Origin of the sequence: Brucella sp. NBRC 12953 (genome assembly GCF_040369775.1) — a bacterium.
Taxonomy (GTDB): domain Bacteria; phylum Pseudomonadota; class Alphaproteobacteria; order Rhizobiales; family Rhizobiaceae; genus Brucella; species Brucella pseudogrignonensis.
In genome coordinates this window covers 118000-138628 of sequence record NZ_BAABSV010000010.1, presented here as the reverse complement: position 1 = coordinate 138628, position 20629 = coordinate 118000, and the positions used below count along the sequence as shown (strand labels likewise).

Here is a 20629-nt window from a genome sequence, read left to right as displayed (position 1 = left end):
ATTTTCTCAATCGTTCAAATCATTGATCACATTCTGGGAGGAATGCATGGCAGCTGTTGCGTTTGCGGAAGTCAAAAAGTCTTTCGGCACCTTTCCTGTAATCAAAGGCGTGAATATCGATATTGAAGATGGCGAATTCGTCATTCTCGTCGGGCCATCCGGCTGTGGAAAATCCACCCTTCTGCGTATGCTGGCGGGGCTGGAAAACATCTCCGGTGGGGAAATCCGGATCGGTGGCAGGACCGTCAATAATTTGCCCCCCAAGGAACGCGATATTGCAATGGTGTTCCAGAATTACGCGCTTTATCCCCATATGACGGTCGCCAAGAACATGGCATTTTCCTTGATGCTGAGCGCCGCGCCACAGGCCGAAATCGACGAGCGGGTGAATTATGCGGCCTCTATTCTCGGTCTGACCAAGCTGCTTGATCGCTATCCACGCCAACTCTCCGGCGGACAGCGCCAGCGCGTGGCCATGGGACGGGCGATTGTCCGCGATCCGCAGGTGTTCCTGTTTGATGAGCCGCTGTCCAATCTTGATGCCAAGCTGCGCGTTGCCATGCGCGCCGAAATCAAGGAACTGCATCACCGTCTCAAAACCACCACCGTCTATGTCACTCATGACCAGATCGAAGCCATGACGATGGCCGACAAGATCGTTGTCATGCACGATGGCCGTGTCGAGCAGATCGGTTCGCCGCTCACGCTCTATGATCACCCCAACAATCTGTTCGTTGCCGGCTTCATCGGATCGCCGGCCATGAACATGATCAAAGGCACAATCCATGCCGAAGACCCGGCGAGCTTTATCGCCGAAGACGGCATGCGGTTGCCACTTGCCAGAGCCTATCCGCAGGCGGTCGGCCTCAGCCTGGTCTACGGCTTGCGGCCTGAATATATAAGGCTTGACGATGCGGGCATGAAGGTGCCGGTAGTGGTGATTGAGCCCACCGGCTACGAAACCCAGATCGTGGTCAGTTTCGGGGGCAGCGAAAATACCTGCATTTTCCGCGAACGCGTCGATGTGCGCCCGGGGGAAACCATTTCCGTTTCCATTGATCCGGCCAATGTCCATCTGTTCGACGCGCAGGACGGACACAGACTGACGGACTGAATAGCCATTGCGCGGCGGGGAGGGAGCCCGCGGTGCAATCCGCACCAAGCATCAGACGACATCTCGACAACCGCGCCTTGGGACAGCGGCTGTCAAGGATGAGAAGTCCCATCTTTGGAGGAGGAGCATGATGACTATCAGAAGAAGGACATTCCTTGCAGGAACCGCAAGCCTGGCCGCTGCTGCAGGCCTCTCTGGCCTCGGCTTTCAACCCGCCTTTGCCGCCGAACCAGATTACAAACCCGAAGACGGCGCCAGTCTGCGCCTGCTGCGCTGGACGCCCTTCGTCAAGGGCGATGAAGAAAGCTGGATCGCCAATAGCAAGAAATTCACCGAGGCGACCGGCGTCGAAGTTCGCATTGACAAGGAAAGCTGGGAAGATATCCGGCCAAAGGCCGCCGTGGCTGCCAATGTTGGCTCAGGGCCTGACATGGTCATGTGCTGGTTCGATGACGCCCATCAATATCCCGACAAGCTTGTCGACCTGACCGAACTCGGCAGCTATCTCGATGGCAAATATGGCGGCTTCTACGATGGCCTGAAAGGCTATGCCGTGCGTGACGACAGGTTCATTGCCATGCCACTGACGGCGATCGGCAATGCCATCGTCTATCGCGATAGCCATATGAAGAAAGCCGGTTTCACCGAATTCCCGAAAGATACTGCGGGCTTTCTCGAGCTGTGCAAGGCCATGAAAGCCAACAACACACCGGCCGGCTTTCCGCATGGCAAGGCGGTCGGTGACGGCAATAATTATGCCCATTGGCTTTTGTGGAGTCATGGCGCGCAAATGGTCAATGAGAAAGGCGAAATCACCATCAACTCGCCCGAGACGCTCGCTGCGCTCAATTATGCCAAGCAACTCTACGCCACCTTCATTCCCGGCACCGAAAGCTGGCTGGACATCAATAACAACCGCGCATTTCTGGCCGGACAGGTTTCCCTCACCGCCAATGGCGTCTCCATCTATTACGCTGCGAAGAACGATCCGAAGCTCGCAGAAATCGCCGAGGATATGCGCAGCACCAACTTCCCGCTCGGTCCGGTCGGTAAAAGTGTGGAACTGCACCAAACCAGCTCGCTGCTGCTGTTCAAACATACAAAATACCCCGAAGCGGCAAAGGCTTACATCAAGTTCATGATGGAGGCCGACCAGATGAACAACTGGCTCAAACAGTCGAGCGCCTATTGTTGCCAGCCGCTGAAGGCTTTCGCCGATAACCCCGTCTGGACCGACAACCCGATCCACGCACCCTATGCACGCGCATCGGAAACGCTGCGGCCCAATGGCTATGCCGGACCGCTCGGCCATGCGTCTGCGGCGGTGATGGCCGATTATGTTCTGGTGGACATGTTCGCTTCCGCCGTCACCGGTGCCGAAACGCCGGAGGATGCCATGGCAAGCGCGGAGAAGCGGGCAAATCGCTATTACCGCTCCTGATGCGCATGATGGTGAGGCGCGGAAGCAATCCCGCGCCTCTTTCTGGTTTTGTTGCGGAGAGGTGATCCATGACGATGACGCAAAGAAATGTACCCGCTAACCCAAACATCGAAAAGGCACCCGATCGGGGTCGCCTCAGCCATAATCGCGATGTGCTGGGCTTGTTGTTCATGCTGCCTGCGGCGGTCTTTCTGCTGTGCTTTCTGACCTATCCGCTGGGGCTCGGCGTCTGGTTGGGTTTTACCGATACCAAGATTGGTCGGGATGGCATCTTCATAGGCCTTGAAAACTACCAGTTCCTTTGGGACGACAGCGTGTTCTGGTTGTCAGTGTTCAATACAGTGCTCTACACTTTTGTCGCCTCGGTCCTCAAATTTGCACTCGGCCTGTGGCTTGCGTTGCTTTTGAACGAAAACCTGCCAATCAAGTCATTCTTTCGCGCCATTGTCCTGTTGCCCTGGGTGGTACCCACCGTGCTTTCCGCCCTCGCATTCTGGTGGATATATGACGCCCAGTTTTCGATCCTTTCCTGGTCGCTGATGAAGATCGGACTGATCGAGCAGCCGATCAATTTTCTGGGCGACCCGACCAATGCACGCTTGTCGGTGATCGCCGCCAATGTGTGGCGCGGCATTCCTTTCGTGGCGATTTCCCTGCTCGCCGGACTGCAGACCATTCCTGCATCGCTGCAGGAGGCAGCGTCACTGGACGGCGCGTCGAGCTGGCAACGCTTTCGCCATGTCACGCTGCCCATGCTCACCCCGATCATTGCCGTGGTGATGACATTTTCCGTGCTGTTCACCTTCACCGATTTCCAGCTGATCTATGTGCTGACGAAAGGGGGACCGGTCAATGCAACCCACCTGATGGCCACCCTGTCCTTCCAGCGTGCAATCCCCGGTGGGCAATTGGGGGAGGGGGCTGCGATTGCGGTCGCGATGATCCCGTTTCTGCTCGCCGCAATCATGTTTTCCTTCTTTGGCCTGCAACGTCGCAAATGGCAGCAGGGCGGAGGTGACTGAGAATGGAGCGGATCATGAAAGACTCCCAAGACCCCGCCCTTTCCGATGATACGCAGGGCATGTCCTATCTCAACCGATTGCCACGAAGAGTGGTGACAATCTACCTCCCGCTTGCGCTGTTCGTCTTCGTGTTGCTGTTTCCATTCTACTGGATGGCGATCACCGCGGTGAAACCCAATTCGCAGCTCACCGATTACCAGAATTACAGCCCGTTCTGGGTGGTCGATGCAACGCTCGACCATATCAAATATCTGCTGTTTGAAACCTCTTATCCAGGCTGGCTGTGGAACACGATGCTGGTGGCAACGGCTGCGACCATCATCTCGCTCGTCACCTCGATCCTCAGCGCCTATGCGATTGAACGCATCCGCTTTACCGGTTCACGCTCGGTCGGATTGCTGATCTTTCTGGCCTATCTGGTGCCGCCGTCAATCCTGTTCATTCCCCTTGCCTTCATCATTTTCAAACTGGGCATCTACGACTCGCGCCTGGCCCTGATCTTCACCTATCCGACATTCCTCATTCCGTTCTGCACATGGCTGCTGATGGGATATTTCCGCTCGATCCCCTTTGAACTTGAAGAAAGCGCTCTGGTCGACGGCGCCAGCCGCTGGCAGATCCTGGTCAGGATCATCCTTCCGCTCGCGGTGCCCGGGCTGATCTCGGCCGGCATTTTTGCATTCACGCTGTCGTGGAATGAATTCATCTATGCGCTGACATTCATCCAGTCCTCGGAAAACAAGACGGTGCCGGTCGGTGTGCTGACGGAGCTTGTCCGCGGGGATATTTTCGAATGGGGCGCGCTGATGGCGGGTGCCTTGTTCGGGTCGCTTCCGGTGGTTATTCTCTACTCGTTTTTCGTCGATTATTACGTGTCATCCATGACCGGTGCAGTGAAGGAATGACCGATGCGGGGCCCGTGTCGGCAAAGGCGCAGTCAAGCCTTTGCCGACACTAACGCCTGCCAGGGCGTTACAGCTGCTGCAAGGCGTTGGCCACGGCAAGATCAGCCATGGCGCGTGCGGCCTCGCGCGAGCGCGCTGCCGCGATAAATCGTCCCTTATGGCAAAAGCTTGCGCCGCTCACGCCTGTGGCGGCTTCAAGCGCACCATTGCTAAGCCCAGCCCAGCTCTCCGGCAAGTCGGCCCTGAGTTCGAAACCCTCATCGGAGCGGCGAATGCCGGTGAGGACCCAGTCGGACGCTCTTGGATGCACGACAAACAACAAATGTTCCGCGCCGGCCTTGAGGATAGCAGAGCGAAACGGCATCCCCATCGGCAATTCCAGAACATGGCCCGGACCCGCCAGGATGATCGCTTCTGCGACCAGGGCCTCGGCGCGCAGTTTGGCGGCAAGACCAGCGATCCTGGCCTCCACAAAACTGCGTGCAATGGACAAAGCGTGCTCGAAAGCCCGATTCTCGGCGTCTATATTGCAATCATCAAATACTGGCTTCAATGTCTCCAGCAGCGCCGGCAGGGTCAAGGCGCTCAACGCGCCCGCTGTTGCAGGCGATAATTCGCCATTGTCGACCAGATCAACGGGCAGCACGAACCGCGCGTCAAAATCCGCGTGAATGGACGCAATATCCTGCTGCGGAACATTGCAGGCTTCAAGATAGTCGTGTCCATAATGCTTCCAGACCAAACCAAACGAGCTGAAAGCCTGATCGGTGTCGCGCCGCGGCGCGCCGCGCTGATGATGGTCATAGATCCGCGCCTGATGATCGTACTGACCGCCAACGTCATAGATGATGCGATCGTCTGCCGTTGTGATAAGGCTCGGCTCGCGGCTGCGCACAATTTCTGCATCGGGAAAAAGCCGGGTGAGAATGACGCTCGACAAGAGTTCGTCGGCATGAAAGCCGCCCGAATGCGTGACGAGATATTTGATGGTCATGACAAAGGCCTTGTTTAAGAGCGATCAGATCGCGAAAGAAGAAAGGCGCTGATAGCCGCTCAAGCGTCCAAGCTCAAGCGGATTGCCAATGACAATAAAGCATCCGCGCGTGCCGATCCTCACGCCCGGGCCTTTGTTGCCCAAAACCTGGCTGAGGACAGAAGGTGATAAATTTCTGTCATGAAGCTGTGCTAGCAAGCAATCTTAACAATAAACGAATCAAGAAAATACGTATAGAATGGATTTATATTTACATAGTTCATTGTTTGATAAATCAAAGAAATTTTTGTGAAATATATATTCGTATTAGCCAATAATAATTTCATTAAAAATACATAATATATTTATTGATTAAGTTATTTTATATTCTATAAGCCCTCGCGTCACACCTCGCTTATGGAGTTATTTTATGAGGGTTAAGAATTTTCTCTGCGCTTCGGCTGCAGTATTTTCTTTCGCATCGGTTGCACAGGCGGCCGATGCAATTGTTGCACCAGAGCCAGAAGCTGTAGAATATGTGCGCGTCTGCGACGCTTATGGCGCGGGCTATTTCTACATTCCAGGCACGGAAACCTGCCTGCGTATTCATGGCTATCTGCGTTATGACATTAAAGGGGGCGATAACGTCTACGCAAAGCGTCTGTCGCAGCTCGATCGCGACACCTATGACATGAAGTCACGATTTGAGCTTCGCTTCTCGACTGCGTCGGAAACCGATCTCGGCACTTTGAAGACCTATGCCGACATGCGTTACGACTGGAACAATGGCGATAACGGCGCCAGCGGCCAGTTGCGCTTTGCCTATATCGAACTGGGTGGGCTGCGTCTGGGTCTTGATGAATCGAAATTCGTGACCTTCACCGGATATCTCGGCGACGTCATGAATGACGATGTCATTCTCGCAGGTGGTACCCGGACCAACGCGATCAGCTACACATTCAAGGGCGGCAACGGTTTCTCGGCGGTCGTCGCTCTCGAACAGGGCGGCAATGGCGATTCCGACGTCAATGTCACGATCGACGATTACACCCCGCATGTCGTTGCGGGCCTGAAATTTGCCCAGGCCTGGGGCTCGATTGCCGGTGTCGGCGCCTATGACGCGCTGAACGAAGAATGGGCCGGAAAGCTTCGCCTCGATGTCAACCTCACCGAACAGTTCTCTGTTTGGGTGCAGGGCGCCTATAAGTCAAACGATGATAATTACACCGTCACCCAGCGTTTTGCTGATGGCAGCTGGCGTGGCGTTCGTCGTATTGACAGCTTCTATGGAACCTGGGGCGGCGACTGGGCTGTCTGGGGTGGCGCAAAGTTCAAGGCGACCAAGCAGGCAACCATTAACGTTCAGGCAGCCTACGAAGATGCCGGTCGTTTCGCAGCAACAGCAAACCTCGCTTACACCCTCGTTCCAGGCTTCACTGTCACGCCAGAAATTTCCTACACAAAATGGTCGGATGATCGTTCCGAACTCAAGGGTGAACAAGCCTGGCAGGGCATGGTTCGCTTCCAGCGTTCATTCTAATCTGATCCTTCGTTCGGATTTGATACCCTCCAGTCAGATTTGAAACGAGAAAGTAGCGGCTTGAAAAAGCCGCTACTTTCTGTTGGGTTCGTTTCGACCTACAAGGGCTTCAGCATGTGCCGTATGACGGGTGGCGTGTCGCCCAGATGAAACATGTTCAATGTCTTTTGATCAAGCTGATCTGAATGGGTGACACGGGCATGCTGGCGCTGATGTTCGATCCAGCTTTCGACGATGAATGCTTCAACCACACGGCCGGGTACTGCAACATCTTCCCATATATCCCAGCGGATCGCGCCATCGCGGTAACGAACAGCACTGAACTTGCGCAGTGCTTTGGTAAATTCAACAAGACGCTGTGGGTCGACCGAGTATTCGATTTCGACAAGCACCGGACCGCGATCACCTTCGGGACGCACCGCAACAACCGGTTCCGCCCAGTGGTTTGAAGGAGCAAGGTCGGTGGTCTGGTCTTTTGGCAACTGCCAGATGCGTGCCAGTATCAAGGAGATCACCAGAGCAATGGCTGCAACCACAAGGGCGGTCGTGACATTGAAGCGCGATGCAATCGTCCCCCAGATGATGCTGCCGCCGGTCATCGCCCCCTGAAACACCAGAAGATACACAGCAAGCGCGCGCGCCTTCACCCAGCCGGGTGCAGCCATCTGTGCTGCAACATTGAGCGAGGTCAGCATGCCGATCCAGGCAAGGCCGGCAAGGAACATCACCGCGCCACCGATCCATGCATTTGGCACCAGAGCCAGTGTCAGCGTTGCAAAGGCAAATAGCAGCGTTGCCCAGATCGAGATGGTGTTGGCAGCAACGCTCTTGCGGAGTTTCTTGAGAATGAGTGCACCGAGAACCGCGCCTGCCCCCATGCAGCCAAGAAGAGCACCATAGCCCGCAGCATCAAGACCGAGTTCGCGACGGCCAACCAGCGGCAGCATCGCCCACAGGGCGCTCCCAAACAAGAAGAAGCCAGCGGAACGGATCAGAACCAGCCGCATCGCCGCCGAGTGGCGTGCATAGCGGTAGCCTGCACGCAGCGCGCCGAAGAAATGTTCGGGTGGCAGCGCAGATTGGGTCGGTTTGCGTTTCCAGAAAAAAATCACGACCAGAACAGCGATGACGGAAACAGCGTTGAGGGCAAAGACCGCTGGAATGCCTGCCACTGCAACAATCACCCCACCAAGTGCCGGGCCGATTGCCCGGGAAATATTCACGCCGAGGCTGTTGAGAGCAACCGCGTCGGGCAGCGCCTGCTTGTCAACAAGTTCCGGCACGATGGCCTGAAAGACAGGGGCGCTCAGTGCGGCCGATATGCCGAGTACGCAGGTGACGCCAAGCAGGACCCAGGGTGTGGTGAGACCAGCCAGAGTCAGCATTGCCAGTGTTGCAGCGCCGACAAGGCCCAGAACCTGTGCACCCAGAAGCAGCTTTCGGCGGTCGACGATGTCAGCCATGGCACCGGCAGGCAGTGCCAGAAGGAACATCGGCAGTGTGGTGGCGGCCTGAACAAGCGCCACAAACATCGGGCTGGGCGACAGCGAGGTCATCAGCCAGGCAGAGCCAACATCGTTCATCCATGTGCCGATATTGGAGATGATGGTGGCGATCCAAAGCGCTCTGAAAACGCGGAAGCTCAATGGGCCGGTTGCAATGTCCTGTTTGGGGGGAGTGGCGGCGGTCATCCTGTTTCCTTTTCGAGAATTCAGATGCTTTGAAAGGGCGGAGATCTGGAACAAGTGGTCAAGCTTCAAATAGCATGCGCGGGCGATCGAGGATTGTAGATTCCCATCGGCCGGCACACCCGCTTGGGCTGGCCCGGCGCTGACGCCAGACCAGTTTGATTGTCAGAGTGCTGGCTTTGGCGCGAGACGCGGGCCTTTGTGCTGGCTGCGTGATTTTGCGCCATGAACCATGGTGTAGGCGTAATCGACGCCCATCCCGTAAGCCCCCGAATGGTCGCGCACGATGTCCATGACGGCGTCATAGGTTTCGCGCTTTGCCCAGTCGCGCTGCCATTCAAGCAGGACCTGCTGCCAGGTGACAGGGATAACGCCCGCCTGAACCATGCGGTCCATCGCATGATTATGGGCTTGCAGCGAGGTCCCGCCCGATGCATCCGCGACCATGTAGATGTCGTAATCGGTGTCGTTGAGCGCTGACAGGGCGAAGGTGGTGTTGCAAACTTCGGTCCACAGGCCCGAAACCACGATCTTCTTGCGGCCATTAGCTGCGCCTTTGGCGAGCGCTTCGCGGACTTTCAGATCGTCCCACGAGTTCATCGATGTGCGTTCGAGAAGTGGGGCATCGGGGAAAACATCAAGCAGTTCCGGATAGGTCTGGCCGGAGAAGCTGTCGGTTTCAACCGTGGTAATCACGGTCGGAATGTTGAAAACCCTGGCGGCCTTTGCCAGTCCAACAGTATTATTCTTCAAAACCTGACGGTCGATCGACTGGACGCCGAAAGCCATCTGTGGCTGATGGTCAATGAAGATGATCTGGCTGTTGTCAGGGGTGAGAACTTCGCGCTTGCTGGACATGGTTATCTCCGTCTGTGGTTTGAGTTTGGTCTGTGGTGGTGATCGCTTGCCTGTTGCTCTGCGACCGTGTTGACCTCAAATTAGCCGGATCTATAATTGATAACAATTGCTACAATAATTGCGAGTATATTGCTTTTTATGTAATAATGAACCCAATGCGGCGTTGGATCCCAAACGAGCAACCCCGGCAAGCTTGCGCGCCGGGGTCGGGTGGTTTCGTCGGTGCTGTTTGCGACAGTTTGATCAGGCAGCGCGCAGGAAGTCGTTCAGGCTTTCAATCTCAGCCGGACGGATTTCATGGCCGCCGGGTGCAATCAGCGATGTCACATCCGCACCCTGCGTGCTGAACCATTCAATCAGGCTGTTCGACAGGGTTAATGGCGCGATCGGATCTGCTTGACCTGCGGTGATCAGGACCCGTTTGCCGGACAGTTGCGGCTGCGGCTGCGGGGTCCACGGAATCAACGGATGCATCAGAACGGCACGGTTGAAAAGGCTCGGATCGTCAAACAGCATCGAAGCCAGAATATTGGCGCCATTTGAATAGCCGAGCGCATAGATTTCGCGTCGCGGATTCTGCGCGTGAACCGCTCTTACAAAACCCAGCATCTTTTCGGTACGCAGACGAAGATCATCCATGTCATAGACCCCTTCGCCCTTGCGCCGGAAGAACCGGTTGGCACCCATTTCTAAAACATCGCCGCGCGGCGCGACAATGCCAGCATCGGGCAATATCTGGTCGATCAGGCCGGTGAACTGGTGTTCATTACCGCCGGTGCCGTGAAAGGCGATGACGAGGGGTGAACCCAGCACGCCTTCACGAGAAAAACTTTGATAGTCATTTCGGGTCATGATGATCCTCCAAAGCAATGCGCCTCCGACAAAGCCGGAGGCTTCCTGCTATTTACCTGTCAAAGGTTCGAGATTGGCTTCGATGCGATCACGATAGGCCTCATAGCGGCTTGGCAGTTTGAGTGCTTCGCCCAAATGCGCCGTATCCTCATCGCGGTCGAAGCCCGGCTCATTGGTGGCAATTTCAAACAGCACACCGCCCGGGGTCCGAAAGTAAATCGCCCAGAAATAATCGCGGTCGATCACCGGCGTGACATGATAGCCGGTGTCCATCAGCGCCTTGCGCACGTCAAGCTGTGCAGCCCGGTCCGGCACTGCGAAAGCGATATGGTGCACGGAACCCGCGCCCTGACGCGCAGCCTGTGCCGATGGCAGCGCTTCGAGGTCGATCGTATCGGCACCATTGCCATTGGGCATGATGAAGCGGCTGACATTGCCTTGCGTTTCAGCGCGTTGATATCCCATGAAGGTGAGCAGTTCGGCGGTGGCATCACTCTCGTGAAGCCGCATGCGTGCGCCGCTAAAACCGCGGATCGCCACATCCGCAGGGACGCCCGCACTGATCCAGGGCGCACGTTTGTCGCCATCAATCTCAACCAGCGCAAAACCATCGCCATCCGGACCTTGAAAACGCAGACGTTCGGCACCAAAAATGCGGTCGGCTTCAAGGCCAGTGACGCCTTTGGCAACCAGACGATCTTTCCAGAAGCCAAGCGCGCCCTCTGGCACTGCGAATTCGGTTTCGCCGACTTCACCGACACCTTGACGGCCCCGCACGATGTTCGGGAATGGGAAATAGGTCATCACCGAGCCGGGGGTGCCAACCTCATCACCATAATAAAGATGATAAACACTGGGTTCGTCGAAATTGACGGTCTTCTTCACCCGACGCAGGCCCAGTGTGTCGGTAAAGAACTGATTGTTCTGCCGCGCATCCGCAGCCATTGATGTGACGTGATGAAGGCCCTTGATCTGGTTCAGCATGATTTTGCCTTTCCGCGGCCAAGCCGCTTTGCAATCCTGATTGGGGGCAATCTAATGCGGGGAATAATTGATGGCAATTGACATGAAAGTTGCGAATATATTGCGCAAAATGTAACAATGACCACTGCATCAGAGACCGTATCCGGTGAAGATTGAGGCACGGGGCTCACTTTGCCGTGATTCTGGCAAAGGCGGTTCTAACCGCAGCAGATTTTTCACACTTTGTTGGCCAAACCGGCTATAGCGGCGCGCAAACAAGGCGCTTCGCGATCGTTTGACGAAAGGCTTCTCCACAATCTTGTCCTAGCGGTGAGAGCAGTCTCAACGCGCTGCCCTCCGCGTTGGGATCACCCTCTCTCGCGATCACTGATCCCAACCCTTGCGGACACCATTCCACAACCTCGCCCGAGTTCCTGTAATTGATCCTGTCTCAACCGTGCACGCGCTGTCCGGTTCTTTCTCCTCTCACCCTTTCAGAATGCCAGAAATGTCCACGCCCTCCCTGTTCAATGACACTGCAAACGACACCCGGACCTCAACGCTGATTGGCACGCTGGCCATCCCGCTCTGGAGCGTCTCGATCGGCTTTATTCGTTCGGTTTCAGAAATATTCGGACCGATCGCCGGTGCCGCCCTGATATATACAGCAAGTGGCCTGGTTGCGGCGCTCGTGCTTGGCCTGCCGAGCCGGCGCGCGCTTCACAATCCCGGAATCTGGTGGTGCGGACTGTTGTTTATCGGCTATGAGATATCGCTCGCGCTCGCCATTGGATTGGCCCATAATCGCGACCAGGCTCTGGAACTGGGCATGATCAATTATTTGTGGCCGAGCATCACTGTGCTGTTCGCGGTGCTCAGCAAACAGCAGCGTGGGTCCTTTCTGCTGGCGATCGCATTGCTTTTTTGTCTGCTCGGTATCAGCTTCGTGATGAAAGGCGACAGGGATCTGTCCTTTCAAAGCTTTCTTCTCAATGTATCCGGCAATCCGTTCGCCTATCTATATGCGCTTGCCGCCGCGCTGTTGTGGGGACTTTATTCCGTGGTTACCCGCCACTATCATAGCGATAAGACCGCGGTGCCGTTTTACTTTCTCCTGACAGCTGCCATTTTGTGGATCAAGTTTTCACTGAGCGCAGAACCGCAGCTGCCGCTGAATGTGAGCGGGCTGGCACAGGTTGTCATTTTTGGTTCCATGTCCGCGACCGCCTATGCCTGCTGGAACCGCGGCATCTGCCGCGGCAATATTTCCCTTCTCGCCACGCTGTCCTATTTCACGCCGGTTCTTGCCGCCGTCATGACCTGCCTGTGGCTGGGGATTCGCCCCGGCATCGCATTGTGCACCGGCGTCGCCATGATCACCGTCGGCTCGCTGATGTCATGGCGCGCCTCGCGCGAAAAATCCTGACGCGCGCAACTACCCAAAATTGGTTCTATTCTTGACCGCGGCGCTTGCGTCGTGGTCTTGCCAACCCCGCAAAACAAGTCTTTTACCGATATTTTTAGGCGTTTTTCATGGCGGCAGTGCCGCTTCCCCTCCCTTTTGCAAGCAATGCTGGCATTTTCTTGGTTGACAACCCTTATTGCCGGTGAGAATTCTAAATTAGTCATCAGTTGATGGTGATTTGGTGTGGGGCCAGATTAATCCATTAAAAATTTCGGAATTCGACCAGAGGTCAAATTATCGCTGTTTCCGGCGATAGTTTGTCAATAGTATTTTGCGTAGCGTTCTTCAGAGTAACTGACAATTCGGCCATTTGCTTTGGGGAATATTATGGCATTGAATCATGCATTGCTTTCGCGCGACCTGTCGACAAATCATTATCTTAAAAAAATACCAAAGGGCATCGTGTCAATACTGGCATTCGCGATGCCTTTCATCGGCACGCTATCCGCGGCTCAAGCCGACGCCACCAACACGCCGAGCGCCTTTTGTACGCGTCCGGGCTTTGGCGGCAATGGCGCCTGGACCTGTACCGTACCCACCGCCAATGGCGGCCAGGCGCTGATTGCAGGTGTCCCTTCCGATGCCAGCGGATCAACCATCAATCTGAGCGTGCTTAACGCCTGGATGAGCTCCAATCTCGGCCAGAATGCGGTGATCGTCGGCGATATGAGCAGCAGTGCCGCCGGCCAGAATGCCGTCGCGCTTGGCGCAGGCGCGACCGCCAATAGCGCAAACAGCGTGGCGCTGGGCGCCGGCGCTGTGACCGAGGCAGCGGTTGCGACTGCGAACACGACAATTGCCGGACAAAGCTACGGTTTTGCGGGTGCACAGCCCGTGGGTACCCTGTCGATCGGCACGCGCAATAATGAGCGCACGCTGACCAATCTCGCAGCTGGTCGCATTTCTCAAAGCTCCACCGATGCCATTAACGGATCGCAGCTTCATGCCACCAATGTGGCAGTGGAAAAGCTGGACAATGTCGCCGTCAAATATGACGAGAACCCCGATGGCAGCAGATCCAACACCATCACTTTACAGGGGGGCGATCCCGCCACACCGGTGGTGATTTCCAATGTCGCAGCTGGTGTCAACGACACCGACGCCGTCAATCTTGCCCAGCTGAACGCTGTTCTGGCCGGTCACGTCCCGACACAGAATTACAGCTATGTCGACAATCGCATCGATACGCGCATTGAAAATGCCTTTGCCGAGGTCAAGAACTATACCGAACAGCGCTTTTCGGAACTGGTCTCCAGTATCGATGGTGTCCGCGACGATGCCCACCGTTCCGCAGCCATCGGGCTGGCCGCCGCTTCCCTGCGCTATGACGACAATCCGGGCAAGCTCTCTGTTGCGGTCGGTGGTGGCTTCTGGCGGGGCCAGAGCGCGCTGGCCTTTGGTGCCGGTTACACCAATGATGACAGCACGATCCGCGCCAATGTTTCGGGAACCAGCTCGGGTGGCAAAATGGGCCTGGGAGCCGGCTTGAGCTTCACCCTCAACTAAGGCGAAACCATTGTTGTTAAGACCCATTGCCTGTGTCGTTCTGTATTTCCTGTGCGGCCTGATCTCTGCCGCCGCGCAGGAACAGAACCACCGTTATTTCCTCAAGCCCTCCGACGTTGCGCTGCCCAAGGGTGCGCAATGGGGGGAGATCAGGCGCACGATCCAGCCTTTCGAGAACTGGACGTTGATTTGTGACGAAAATCTCAAGCGCAAGCAGAAGACCTGCAATGTCAGCCAGATTATTACCGATCAGGCTGGCGTTGCGATCTTCAGCTGGTCGCTTGCGGCGACCCGGAACGGCGAGCCGTTCCTGTTGTTGCGCGTGCCGCCAGCAGTGGAAAAGCGCGAAGCGCTGAAAATCTCCTTCCCTGGCAGGCCTAAGCCGGTTGTTCTCGACTACAAGGGCTGTGATGACAGCATCTGCCTGGCCATGCTCCCCGTCGGTCCGATCACCAGAGAGCATATCGACAAGGAATCGGTGGTGACGATTGGCTTTTCCCAAAACCGGCAGCCGATCGAAATCATCGTGCCACTCAAGGGTCTCAAGGCCGCATTGAATGCAATTAATTAAGCATCGGCGGAACCTTGCAGACCACTGGTTTGAGCGGTTAAACCCGCCTCGTCGGGCTCATCGATCGGACATGCAAAGGTTGACACTACGCTGTCTTGAATGGTCAAAGCAGGTCTTTGGTCTGATCCCACCATCAATCCGATCTCGCGCTATCATGCGTGTCAATGGTGATTTTTGTGGTGTCAGGCAGTGCGTTGACGGGAGAAAACAATGCGTATGACGACTTGTGCCATGGGATTGATGATAGGCTTTACCGGTTCCGCCTTTGCACAGGACAGCACAGAAAACTTGCAGAAAGCCCTGGCGCAAATACCGCAAGCAGCGCTTTCAACGCCTGACGCGATGCAGATCCTGTTCGTCGATATCAAGGCATGGCGCGGGCTTGATGAAGCAGCCCCTTCCGCAGAGGCCATGCGCCGGCTGGCTCTGGTTCAGCAGATTCCCGCCCTGCAACCGATCGGCTATGGATTGGATGCGTGGTCAAGCCATGCCAAAGTCGCTTTCGATGACGTCGCTTATTTTGCGGCCTACGGACAGGCTCCGGCGAGTGTCACCTATTGGGGGCTCAAAGATCAGGCCAGCGTCACACAGTTGCTCGAAAGCCTGAAACAATCGGATTTTGCTGCTGCCGACCCGGCTGTTCCGGGCCTCCTCGCCAACGGTGAAGCCGGAAAAATGGATCTATCAAAAGCCAATGCCAAGGACCCATGGCGCGGGGCGATGGGAACCGCGCGCTTTGTGCTTCCGATTGGAAGCGCCCTGATCGAGGCGAGCTCGCCCAACCATCTCAAAGAAATCGCTCAACCAAATCCCGCGGTTGCCGAAAGTCCGTTGGTTCTCGCTTCGATCGCCGGTCTCAAGGCTTCAGTTTCGACGGACGGCGCACAGATTGTGCAGGCCGCTGTCATCTCGCCGATTTTTGGCATGGAAGGAGCCGATCCGCAAAAGGTGCTGGCGGCTTCCTCCCTGGATGCCGACAGCGCACGGCAAAACCTCGAAGCGATCGTAAAGGACCATGAGGCGGGCCTTCCGCCCTACCTTGCTGGTATCATCGCTGACGTTCAGACTAAAGCCGCGCCGGCTGTGGCGATTTCCCTTTCCTATGGCGATTGTAAATCCGCAGACAAGGCGCTGGCAGCCATCAAATCGGCCTGGTCGGAGATGGCAGTCGCGCAAGAAGCCACATTTTCAGGAGAGAGCCTTCAGGCGGGCAAGCTTTGTTCGGCTGTCGTCACATTGACCGCTGCCAACGCCGCTGATGCCGGCAATCCACTCCTGTCCGAAATCATGGGGCGCTATATCCAACGCGATCTACCCCTTTTGAGAATTGGTGCCTCGCTTTGAAGCTGGGGCATCTTGTCGTTTGCTGACGTCGCCTCTTTATCCGGGGCGACCTCCGCTATTGCTGACTGCATTTTACCCAGGAAAACAGATCCGAGCTTCTTCGCTTCACGCGACCTAAATTGGGGTTGGTATTCGCCGGGGCTCGAGCAATTGACGCATTCGTCTGAATCGATGATTTCGACACGCCTGCCAGTCCGTACCAATGGTCTGCTGACAGGTGGTTCTTCCGCCTTGAACAACATCGCCTTAAGGCGGGTCAGGAGGCGTCGATCCGGCTGACCACCGGCGTAAACGGCACAATCAATGCTGGTCTTGCGGCTCATGTCTCCATCCGTTCCCGTATCTTGGGGGCTTGTGACGTGACAGCTCATCGACGATTGCGCCCTCGCAGCTGCGCAGTTGGGGTTCGGGTCCCCGGCGCAGCAAAGGCTCACGTAAAAGGTCGGTCGCGTCGCACGCGTCGTGCGCAGTGGCCATTGGATTGCTTCCGGCTTGAAATCCCGGTCCGCCTGTTCTTGCGCTGCGACCGTGTACCCTGCGCGATGCGGTCTCCCAAAAGCGCGTCCCAATATTGAAGCGGGCTGATCGGCGCCCGGTTGCGGCTGACTTCATGGTCAGGGTTAGCTGCAAGGGAAGCCACACATTCCTCTCATACAGCCTCAACGCGACTAAACGCATCGCTTGTTCCCCCATTGCTTTTTGAATTTGAGTCCCGGACGGTGACATCGACACGGCGTCAGCGCGGGGCCGAGAGGTTTTCCAGGGCCTGGCAAGGTTGGCAGAACTCGCACGCAGCGCGATCGGCGAAGCCAGAGGTTGAAGCGCAAAAGCCCACAGAAATTCATGGCGGGCGGGCGGAGCAGGAGCATCGAGCGCGAACGAGTGTCGGTTGTGACTTTGAAAAATTACCTTGGGAAGATTGCCCGGTCCACGTGGGTTCTTGATCGCAACAATCTGGGAATTTCCTTTTATATTCGCATCTCATAATCTTCGCCAAATGTTATTGCCTGTCGGTCGGCAATATTGAGGGATTGCGATTGAATAGTTTCACATTTCTGACGGTGCTTTGCATTTCGATGGCGATTGGCTCTCATGCCGCCGCTGCCGAGGTCGAAATTACCTCGCAAGCCATGCAGGAGTTTCAATATGCAAACGCACCGGGACAAAACCATATGACAACGTTGCGCATCGCTCTTGTGGCTATTGCCACCGCATTCATGATGGGTGGCACCAATGCTGCCAGCCGATACTGTGCTTCAATTGCTGGGTGGTGCGGTCGCAGGCCGACCGATGGCGCTGCTATTGCTCTGAAGAGCCGCGGACTGAAAGTGTAAATGAGGGCTGGGGCGGTCATTTTACCGGACGGTTGTAGCGGCGATCGGGCTGCGCGCTCACGCACCCGACCGCGAATTTGATCGCAGACTGAAAGTCGCATCGCCTGATCGTGCGATTGCATGCCCCCTCCGCGACCAAGTTAAGACCTGTATTGATTTTGATGCCGCACGCAATGCTGCCGCAATGTCGAAGTTGGACAAGTAGGACAAGGAAGTGGGTCTTGAAGGCGATCAAGCCGATAGTACGCAGCAATGGCGACCGCGGCTCGGTCAATGAAAAGCGCGTGTTCAATGCCTGTTCGGGCCACTGATCCGGATAGAACAAATGCGCGTGCCGCCCGAAAATGATGAGAAACAGCAGATTTTCAGGAATAACGATTGGTTAGTCAATTTCTTCGCCCATCATGGATCATCGGATTCCTGCCGTTTGTTGCCTCTTGTGTCACTGTCGGACCCGACGTCCACAAGCCGGTCGTCATCACCCCTGCGGCCTTCAACGGCAACACCGATATGCGGGCTCCCCTGCGTGGTGATTGGTGGAAGCGGCTCAATGACCCGGTTCTTAACGCGCTGATTGCACAAGCCATGATGTCGAGCGTCAGCTTGGCCGATGCCAAAGCCAAGGTCCGCCTGGCGCGCGCGCAGCTTGCCGCGACAGGCGCGACGCTCTCCCCCTCACTCAATAGCGACGTCGGCTATAAGCGCAGTGATAGTGCAGCAACGCTGGCGTCCAGCGCCACCAATCTGAGCTTTCAGACCCGCTGGGAACTGGATCTGTTTGGCGGCAACCGACGCGGCGTTGAGGCAGCCTATTACAACGCCTTGTCCGCCGATGAACAGATGCAGGCGGTGCTGCTCACATTGATCGGCGAGGTTGCAATCAACTATGCGCAGTTGCGCGGTGCAGAGGCAATCATTGCCATTGCCGACCGCAATGCGGCGGCTCAGCAGCGGACCGTCGCGCTGACTGGAACCCAGTTCAGCGCTGGCCAGATATCGCAGGTCGATCTGCTCAGCGCTCAAACCCAGGCAGCGACAACGCTTGCTCAGATACCGAGCTTGCGCATCCGCTACGCGTCCTATCTCAACAGTTTGACTGTTCTGGTCGGGCAATCGAGCATGGTGATCGCACAAACACTCGCCAAGCCGGCGGCAATACCCACCGTGCCGCGCGCAGCGGCGGCGGGTCTGCCGGCGGATCTGCTGTTGTGGCGTCCGGACCTGCGTGCAGCGCAGCACGATTATGCCAGCGCCACAGCCAAGATCGGGCAGGCGGAGGCCGCCCTTTACCCGAGTGTTTCGCTGAGCGGAGCCATCAATACCGGCGGCGCCAATTTCGGCGATCTCGCAAAACGCTCAACGATCGGCTGGAGCTTCGGGCCGACCTTATCTGTTCCGATCTTTCAGGGCGGCAAGCTGAACGCCGAAGTCGATGGCGCAAGGGCAGGCCGCGACCTGACCTTGATTGCCTATAGAAAAGCAATTCTGACGGCGCTCAGTGAAGTGGAGAATGCAAGCGTCGCATTCAATCAGAACCATCTGCGCGCCGCGCAGTTGCAGACGATCGTCCGCAACAGCCGCAAGATCAGAGAACTCACGCTCGCGCAATTTGAGGGAGGAAGCAAGAGTTTCATCGATGTGTTGAACGCCCAGCGCGACCTCCTGAATGCCGAAACAAGTCTCGCGGAGATCCGAACCGATCTGGTGGTCAATTACATCGCGCTCCAAAAGGCGCTTGGCGGTTCCTGGCAAGGTCGGCTGGACACAGGCAAACCGGAAGTCATCGACGGCTATTCCGGTCCGCACCTGATAAAAACACCCGTATCGACGAGGCTGCCATGAAAACCACGACATCCTCCTCCAAGCGAGCGGTGCGCTGGCGGCTCTGGCTTGCCCTGCTTGTTCTCGCCTCGGGCATCGGCTTTGTCATCATCACACGATTAAACAGCGACGCGCCCCTGCCTGCCACAACGCGCATTGCGCGCGGCAATCTGGAAAGCGCGGTTCTTGCAACGGGGGTGCTGAAACCGCAGAGCCTGGTGGCGATCGGGGCACAGGCCACCGGCCGTATTCTCTCGTTGAAGGTGCGGCCGGGCCAAAAGGTCCGCAAGGGCGACGTCATCGCGCTGATCGATGCCACATCGCAGCAAAACGAGCTGCAGAAAGCCCAGGCAACCTTGCGCCAGAATGCGGCGACCCGCGCGCAAAATACCGCGCAACTCGAACTCGCGCGCAGCGAACTTGCCCGCAACCAACTCATGGTCGCAAACAAGGCCATCGCGCGCTCCGAATATGACAAGGCCATCAGCGCGCTCAAGGTGCAGGAGGCCCAGCTCAGCCACAGCGAAGCGGTCATCGCCGCCGCGCAGGTTGAAGTCAAGATCGCCGAAACCAATCTTGCCTATACACGGATCACCGCGCCGATCGATGGCACGGTGCTTGCGACCCTTGTTCAGGAAGGCCAGACGGTGAATGCCGCTCAGTCGGCCCCGACGATTGCCATTCTGGGTGCACTCGACACGATGACGGTTGAGGCGGATATTTCCGAGGCCGATATCACCAGGGTGCAGCCCGGCTTGGCTGTCTATTTCACCGTATCCGGTGACAGCGCCAAGCGCTATCAGGCAAAGCTTGCCACCATCAATCCCGCGCCTGACACCATTGTCAATGACAAGAGCTTCGCTGCCAGCAGCGTGGCTGCTGCCCCGGCAACCTCTGCTGTGGCAATCTACTACAAGGGAATTTTTCAGGTACCCAACAAAGACGGGTTCCTGAAGACCTATATGACGGCCGAAATCCATATTGTTCTGGATGAGGCCCGCGATGTGCTGATCGCCCCGGTCTCTGCGCTGCGCCGCGCGGAAGACAACAAAGCCATTGTGCGTGTGCTCGGCCCTGACGGCCGCACCAGTGATCGTCTCGTTGTCACAGGCATTTCAGACAAGATCAACACGGAAATCCGCTCCGGGCTCAAGGCAGGCGAGACAATTCTGACTGATAATCAGCTTCCCGATCCCGATGCGGTTTCAAGCGATGCCGCGACGGAATTGTGA

At 56.5% G+C, this 20629-nt stretch carries 17 protein-coding genes; 12 read left to right on the top strand and 5 right to left on the bottom strand.

Features of this window, described 5'->3' with window-relative positions; all coding sequences use genetic code 11:
* Positions 1-46: 46 nt before the first annotated feature.
* From ABWV94_RS20555 to ABWV94_RS20540, 4 genes are all read left to right on the top strand, one after another.
* Positions 47-1114 (top strand): ABC transporter ATP-binding protein, encoded by a 1068-nt coding sequence (locus ABWV94_RS20555; RefSeq protein ID WP_113496243.1) that lies wholly within the window; start codon positions 47-49, stop codon positions 1112-1114.
* A gap of 130 nt (positions 1115-1244) precedes the next feature.
* Entirely contained in the window at positions 1245-2555 is a 1311-nt protein-coding gene (locus tag ABWV94_RS20550; protein ID WP_113496275.1) for an ABC transporter substrate-binding protein, read from the top strand.
* Positions 2556-2725: 170 nt separating this feature from the next.
* Positions 2726-3577 carry a carbohydrate ABC transporter permease gene (locus ABWV94_RS20545; protein ID WP_353415213.1) on the top strand — a complete coding sequence of 284 codons (852 nt, stop codon included), beginning with the start codon at positions 2726-2728 and terminating at the stop codon, positions 3575-3577.
* 14 nt (positions 3578-3591) lie between these two features.
* Complete coding sequence (locus ABWV94_RS20540) at positions 3592-4482, top strand: carbohydrate ABC transporter permease (RefSeq protein ID WP_353415190.1); 891 nt, start codon at positions 3592-3594, stop codon at positions 4480-4482.
* A gap of 67 nt (positions 4483-4549) precedes the next feature.
* Here ABWV94_RS20540 and ABWV94_RS20535 read toward each other — a convergent pair whose 3' ends face one another.
* A complete protein-coding gene (locus tag ABWV94_RS20535; RefSeq protein ID WP_353415189.1) occupies positions 4550-5476 on the bottom strand; it encodes an MYG1 family protein in 927 nt (308 codons plus the stop codon).
* Between the two features lie 409 nt (positions 5477-5885).
* On the opposite strand from ABWV94_RS20535, the gene ABWV94_RS20530 reads away from it, so the two are divergent.
* Positions 5886-6995, top strand: a complete 1110-nt coding sequence (locus ABWV94_RS20530; RefSeq protein WP_113496241.1) for a porin — start codon at positions 5886-5888, stop codon at positions 6993-6995.
* A gap of 98 nt (positions 6996-7093) precedes the next feature.
* Here the strand turns inward: ABWV94_RS20530 and ABWV94_RS20525 are convergent, their stop codons facing one another.
* The 4 genes from ABWV94_RS20525 to ABWV94_RS20510 all read right to left on the bottom strand — a co-directional run bounded on the left by ABWV94_RS20525 (position 7094) and on the right by ABWV94_RS20510 (position 11377).
* The gene (locus ABWV94_RS20525) at positions 7094-8686 is read right to left on the bottom strand and encodes an MFS transporter (protein WP_353415188.1); all 1593 of its coding nucleotides are present in this window, start codon (positions 8684-8686) and stop codon (positions 7094-7096) included.
* A gap of 162 nt (positions 8687-8848) precedes the next feature.
* Entirely contained in the window at positions 8849-9541 is a 693-nt protein-coding gene (locus ABWV94_RS20520) for a hydrolase (protein WP_113496239.1), read from the bottom strand.
* Between the two features lie 243 nt (positions 9542-9784).
* The gene (locus tag ABWV94_RS20515) at positions 9785-10393 is read right to left on the bottom strand and encodes an alpha/beta hydrolase (RefSeq protein ID WP_113496238.1); all 609 of its coding nucleotides are present in this window, start codon (positions 10391-10393) and stop codon (positions 9785-9787) included.
* 48 nt (positions 10394-10441) lie between these two features.
* The gene (locus ABWV94_RS20510; RefSeq protein ID WP_353415187.1) at positions 10442-11377 is read right to left on the bottom strand and encodes a VOC family protein; all 936 of its coding nucleotides are present in this window, start codon (positions 11375-11377) and stop codon (positions 10442-10444) included.
* 487 nt (positions 11378-11864) lie between these two features.
* Between ABWV94_RS20510 and yddG the strand changes: the two genes are divergently transcribed.
* The 7 genes from yddG (at position 11865) to ABWV94_RS20475 (ending at position 20629) form a co-directional block, all read left to right on the top strand.
* Positions 11865-12782 (top strand): aromatic amino acid DMT transporter YddG, encoded by a 918-nt coding sequence (yddG, locus tag ABWV94_RS20505; RefSeq protein WP_353415186.1) that lies wholly within the window; start codon positions 11865-11867, stop codon positions 12780-12782.
* Between the two features lie 366 nt (positions 12783-13148).
* Entirely contained in the window at positions 13149-14327 is a 1179-nt protein-coding gene (locus ABWV94_RS20500) for a YadA-like family protein (protein WP_113496235.1), read from the top strand.
* A gap of 10 nt (positions 14328-14337) precedes the next feature.
* On the top strand, positions 14338-14898 hold the full coding sequence (locus tag ABWV94_RS20495; RefSeq protein ID WP_353415185.1) for an invasion associated locus B family protein: 561 nt from the start codon (positions 14338-14340) through the stop codon (positions 14896-14898).
* A gap of 210 nt (positions 14899-15108) precedes the next feature.
* Entirely contained in the window at positions 15109-16242 is a 1134-nt protein-coding gene (locus ABWV94_RS20490) for a hypothetical protein (RefSeq protein WP_353415184.1), read from the top strand.
* 1037 nt (positions 16243-17279) lie between these two features.
* On the top strand, positions 17280-17576 hold the full coding sequence (locus ABWV94_RS20485; RefSeq protein ID WP_353415183.1) for a hypothetical protein: 297 nt from the start codon (positions 17280-17282) through the stop codon (positions 17574-17576).
* A 378-nt stretch (positions 17577-17954) separates the two neighbouring features.
* Positions 17955-19418: an efflux transporter outer membrane subunit gene (locus tag ABWV94_RS20480; protein ID WP_353415182.1), complete on the top strand. Its 1464-nt coding sequence runs from the start codon at positions 17955-17957 to the stop codon at positions 19416-19418.
* The gene (locus tag ABWV94_RS20475; RefSeq protein WP_113496231.1) at positions 19415-20629 is read left to right on the top strand and encodes an efflux RND transporter periplasmic adaptor subunit; all 1215 of its coding nucleotides are present in this window, start codon (positions 19415-19417) and stop codon (positions 20627-20629) included. Before ABWV94_RS20480 ends, ABWV94_RS20475 begins: the two co-directional genes overlap by 4 nt.

Excerpts from the sequence above, each read along its gene's own strand:
- ABWV94_RS20520 (WP_113496239.1), bottom strand. The coding sequence starts at position 9,541 with ATGTCCAGCAAGCGCGAAGTTCTCACCCCTGACAACAGCCAGATCATC.
- ABWV94_RS20515 (WP_113496238.1), bottom strand. The coding sequence starts at position 10,393 with ATGACCCGAAATGACTATCAAAGTTTTTCTCGTGAAGGCGTGCTGGGT.
- ABWV94_RS20550 (WP_113496275.1), top strand. The coding sequence starts at position 1,245 with ATGACTATCAGAAGAAGGACATTCCTTGCAGGAACCGCAAGCCTGGCC.
- ABWV94_RS20540 (WP_353415190.1), top strand. The coding sequence starts at position 3,592 with ATGAAAGACTCCCAAGACCCCGCCCTTTCCGATGATACGCAGGGCATG.
- ABWV94_RS20500 (WP_113496235.1), top strand. The coding sequence starts at position 13,149 with ATGGCATTGAATCATGCATTGCTTTCGCGCGACCTGTCGACAAATCAT.
- ABWV94_RS20555 (WP_113496243.1), top strand. The coding sequence starts at position 47 with ATGGCAGCTGTTGCGTTTGCGGAAGTCAAAAAGTCTTTCGGCACCTTT.
- ABWV94_RS20510 (WP_353415187.1), bottom strand. The coding sequence starts at position 11,377 with ATGCTGAACCAGATCAAGGGCCTTCATCACGTCACATCAATGGCTGCG.
- ABWV94_RS20545 (WP_353415213.1), top strand. The coding sequence starts at position 2,726 with ATGCTGCCTGCGGCGGTCTTTCTGCTGTGCTTTCTGACCTATCCGCTG.
- ABWV94_RS20475 (WP_113496231.1), top strand. The coding sequence starts at position 19,415 with ATGAAAACCACGACATCCTCCTCCAAGCGAGCGGTGCGCTGGCGGCTC.
- yddG (WP_353415186.1), top strand. The coding sequence starts at position 11,865 with ATGTCCACGCCCTCCCTGTTCAATGACACTGCAAACGACACCCGGACC.
- ABWV94_RS20535 (WP_353415189.1), bottom strand. The coding sequence starts at position 5,476 with ATGACCATCAAATATCTCGTCACGCATTCGGGCGGCTTTCATGCCGAC.
- ABWV94_RS20490 (WP_353415184.1), top strand. The coding sequence starts at position 15,109 with ATGCGTATGACGACTTGTGCCATGGGATTGATGATAGGCTTTACCGGT.
- ABWV94_RS20530 (WP_113496241.1), top strand. The coding sequence starts at position 5,886 with ATGAGGGTTAAGAATTTTCTCTGCGCTTCGGCTGCAGTATTTTCTTTC.
- ABWV94_RS20525 (WP_353415188.1), bottom strand. The coding sequence starts at position 8,686 with ATGACCGCCGCCACTCCCCCCAAACAGGACATTGCAACCGGCCCATTG.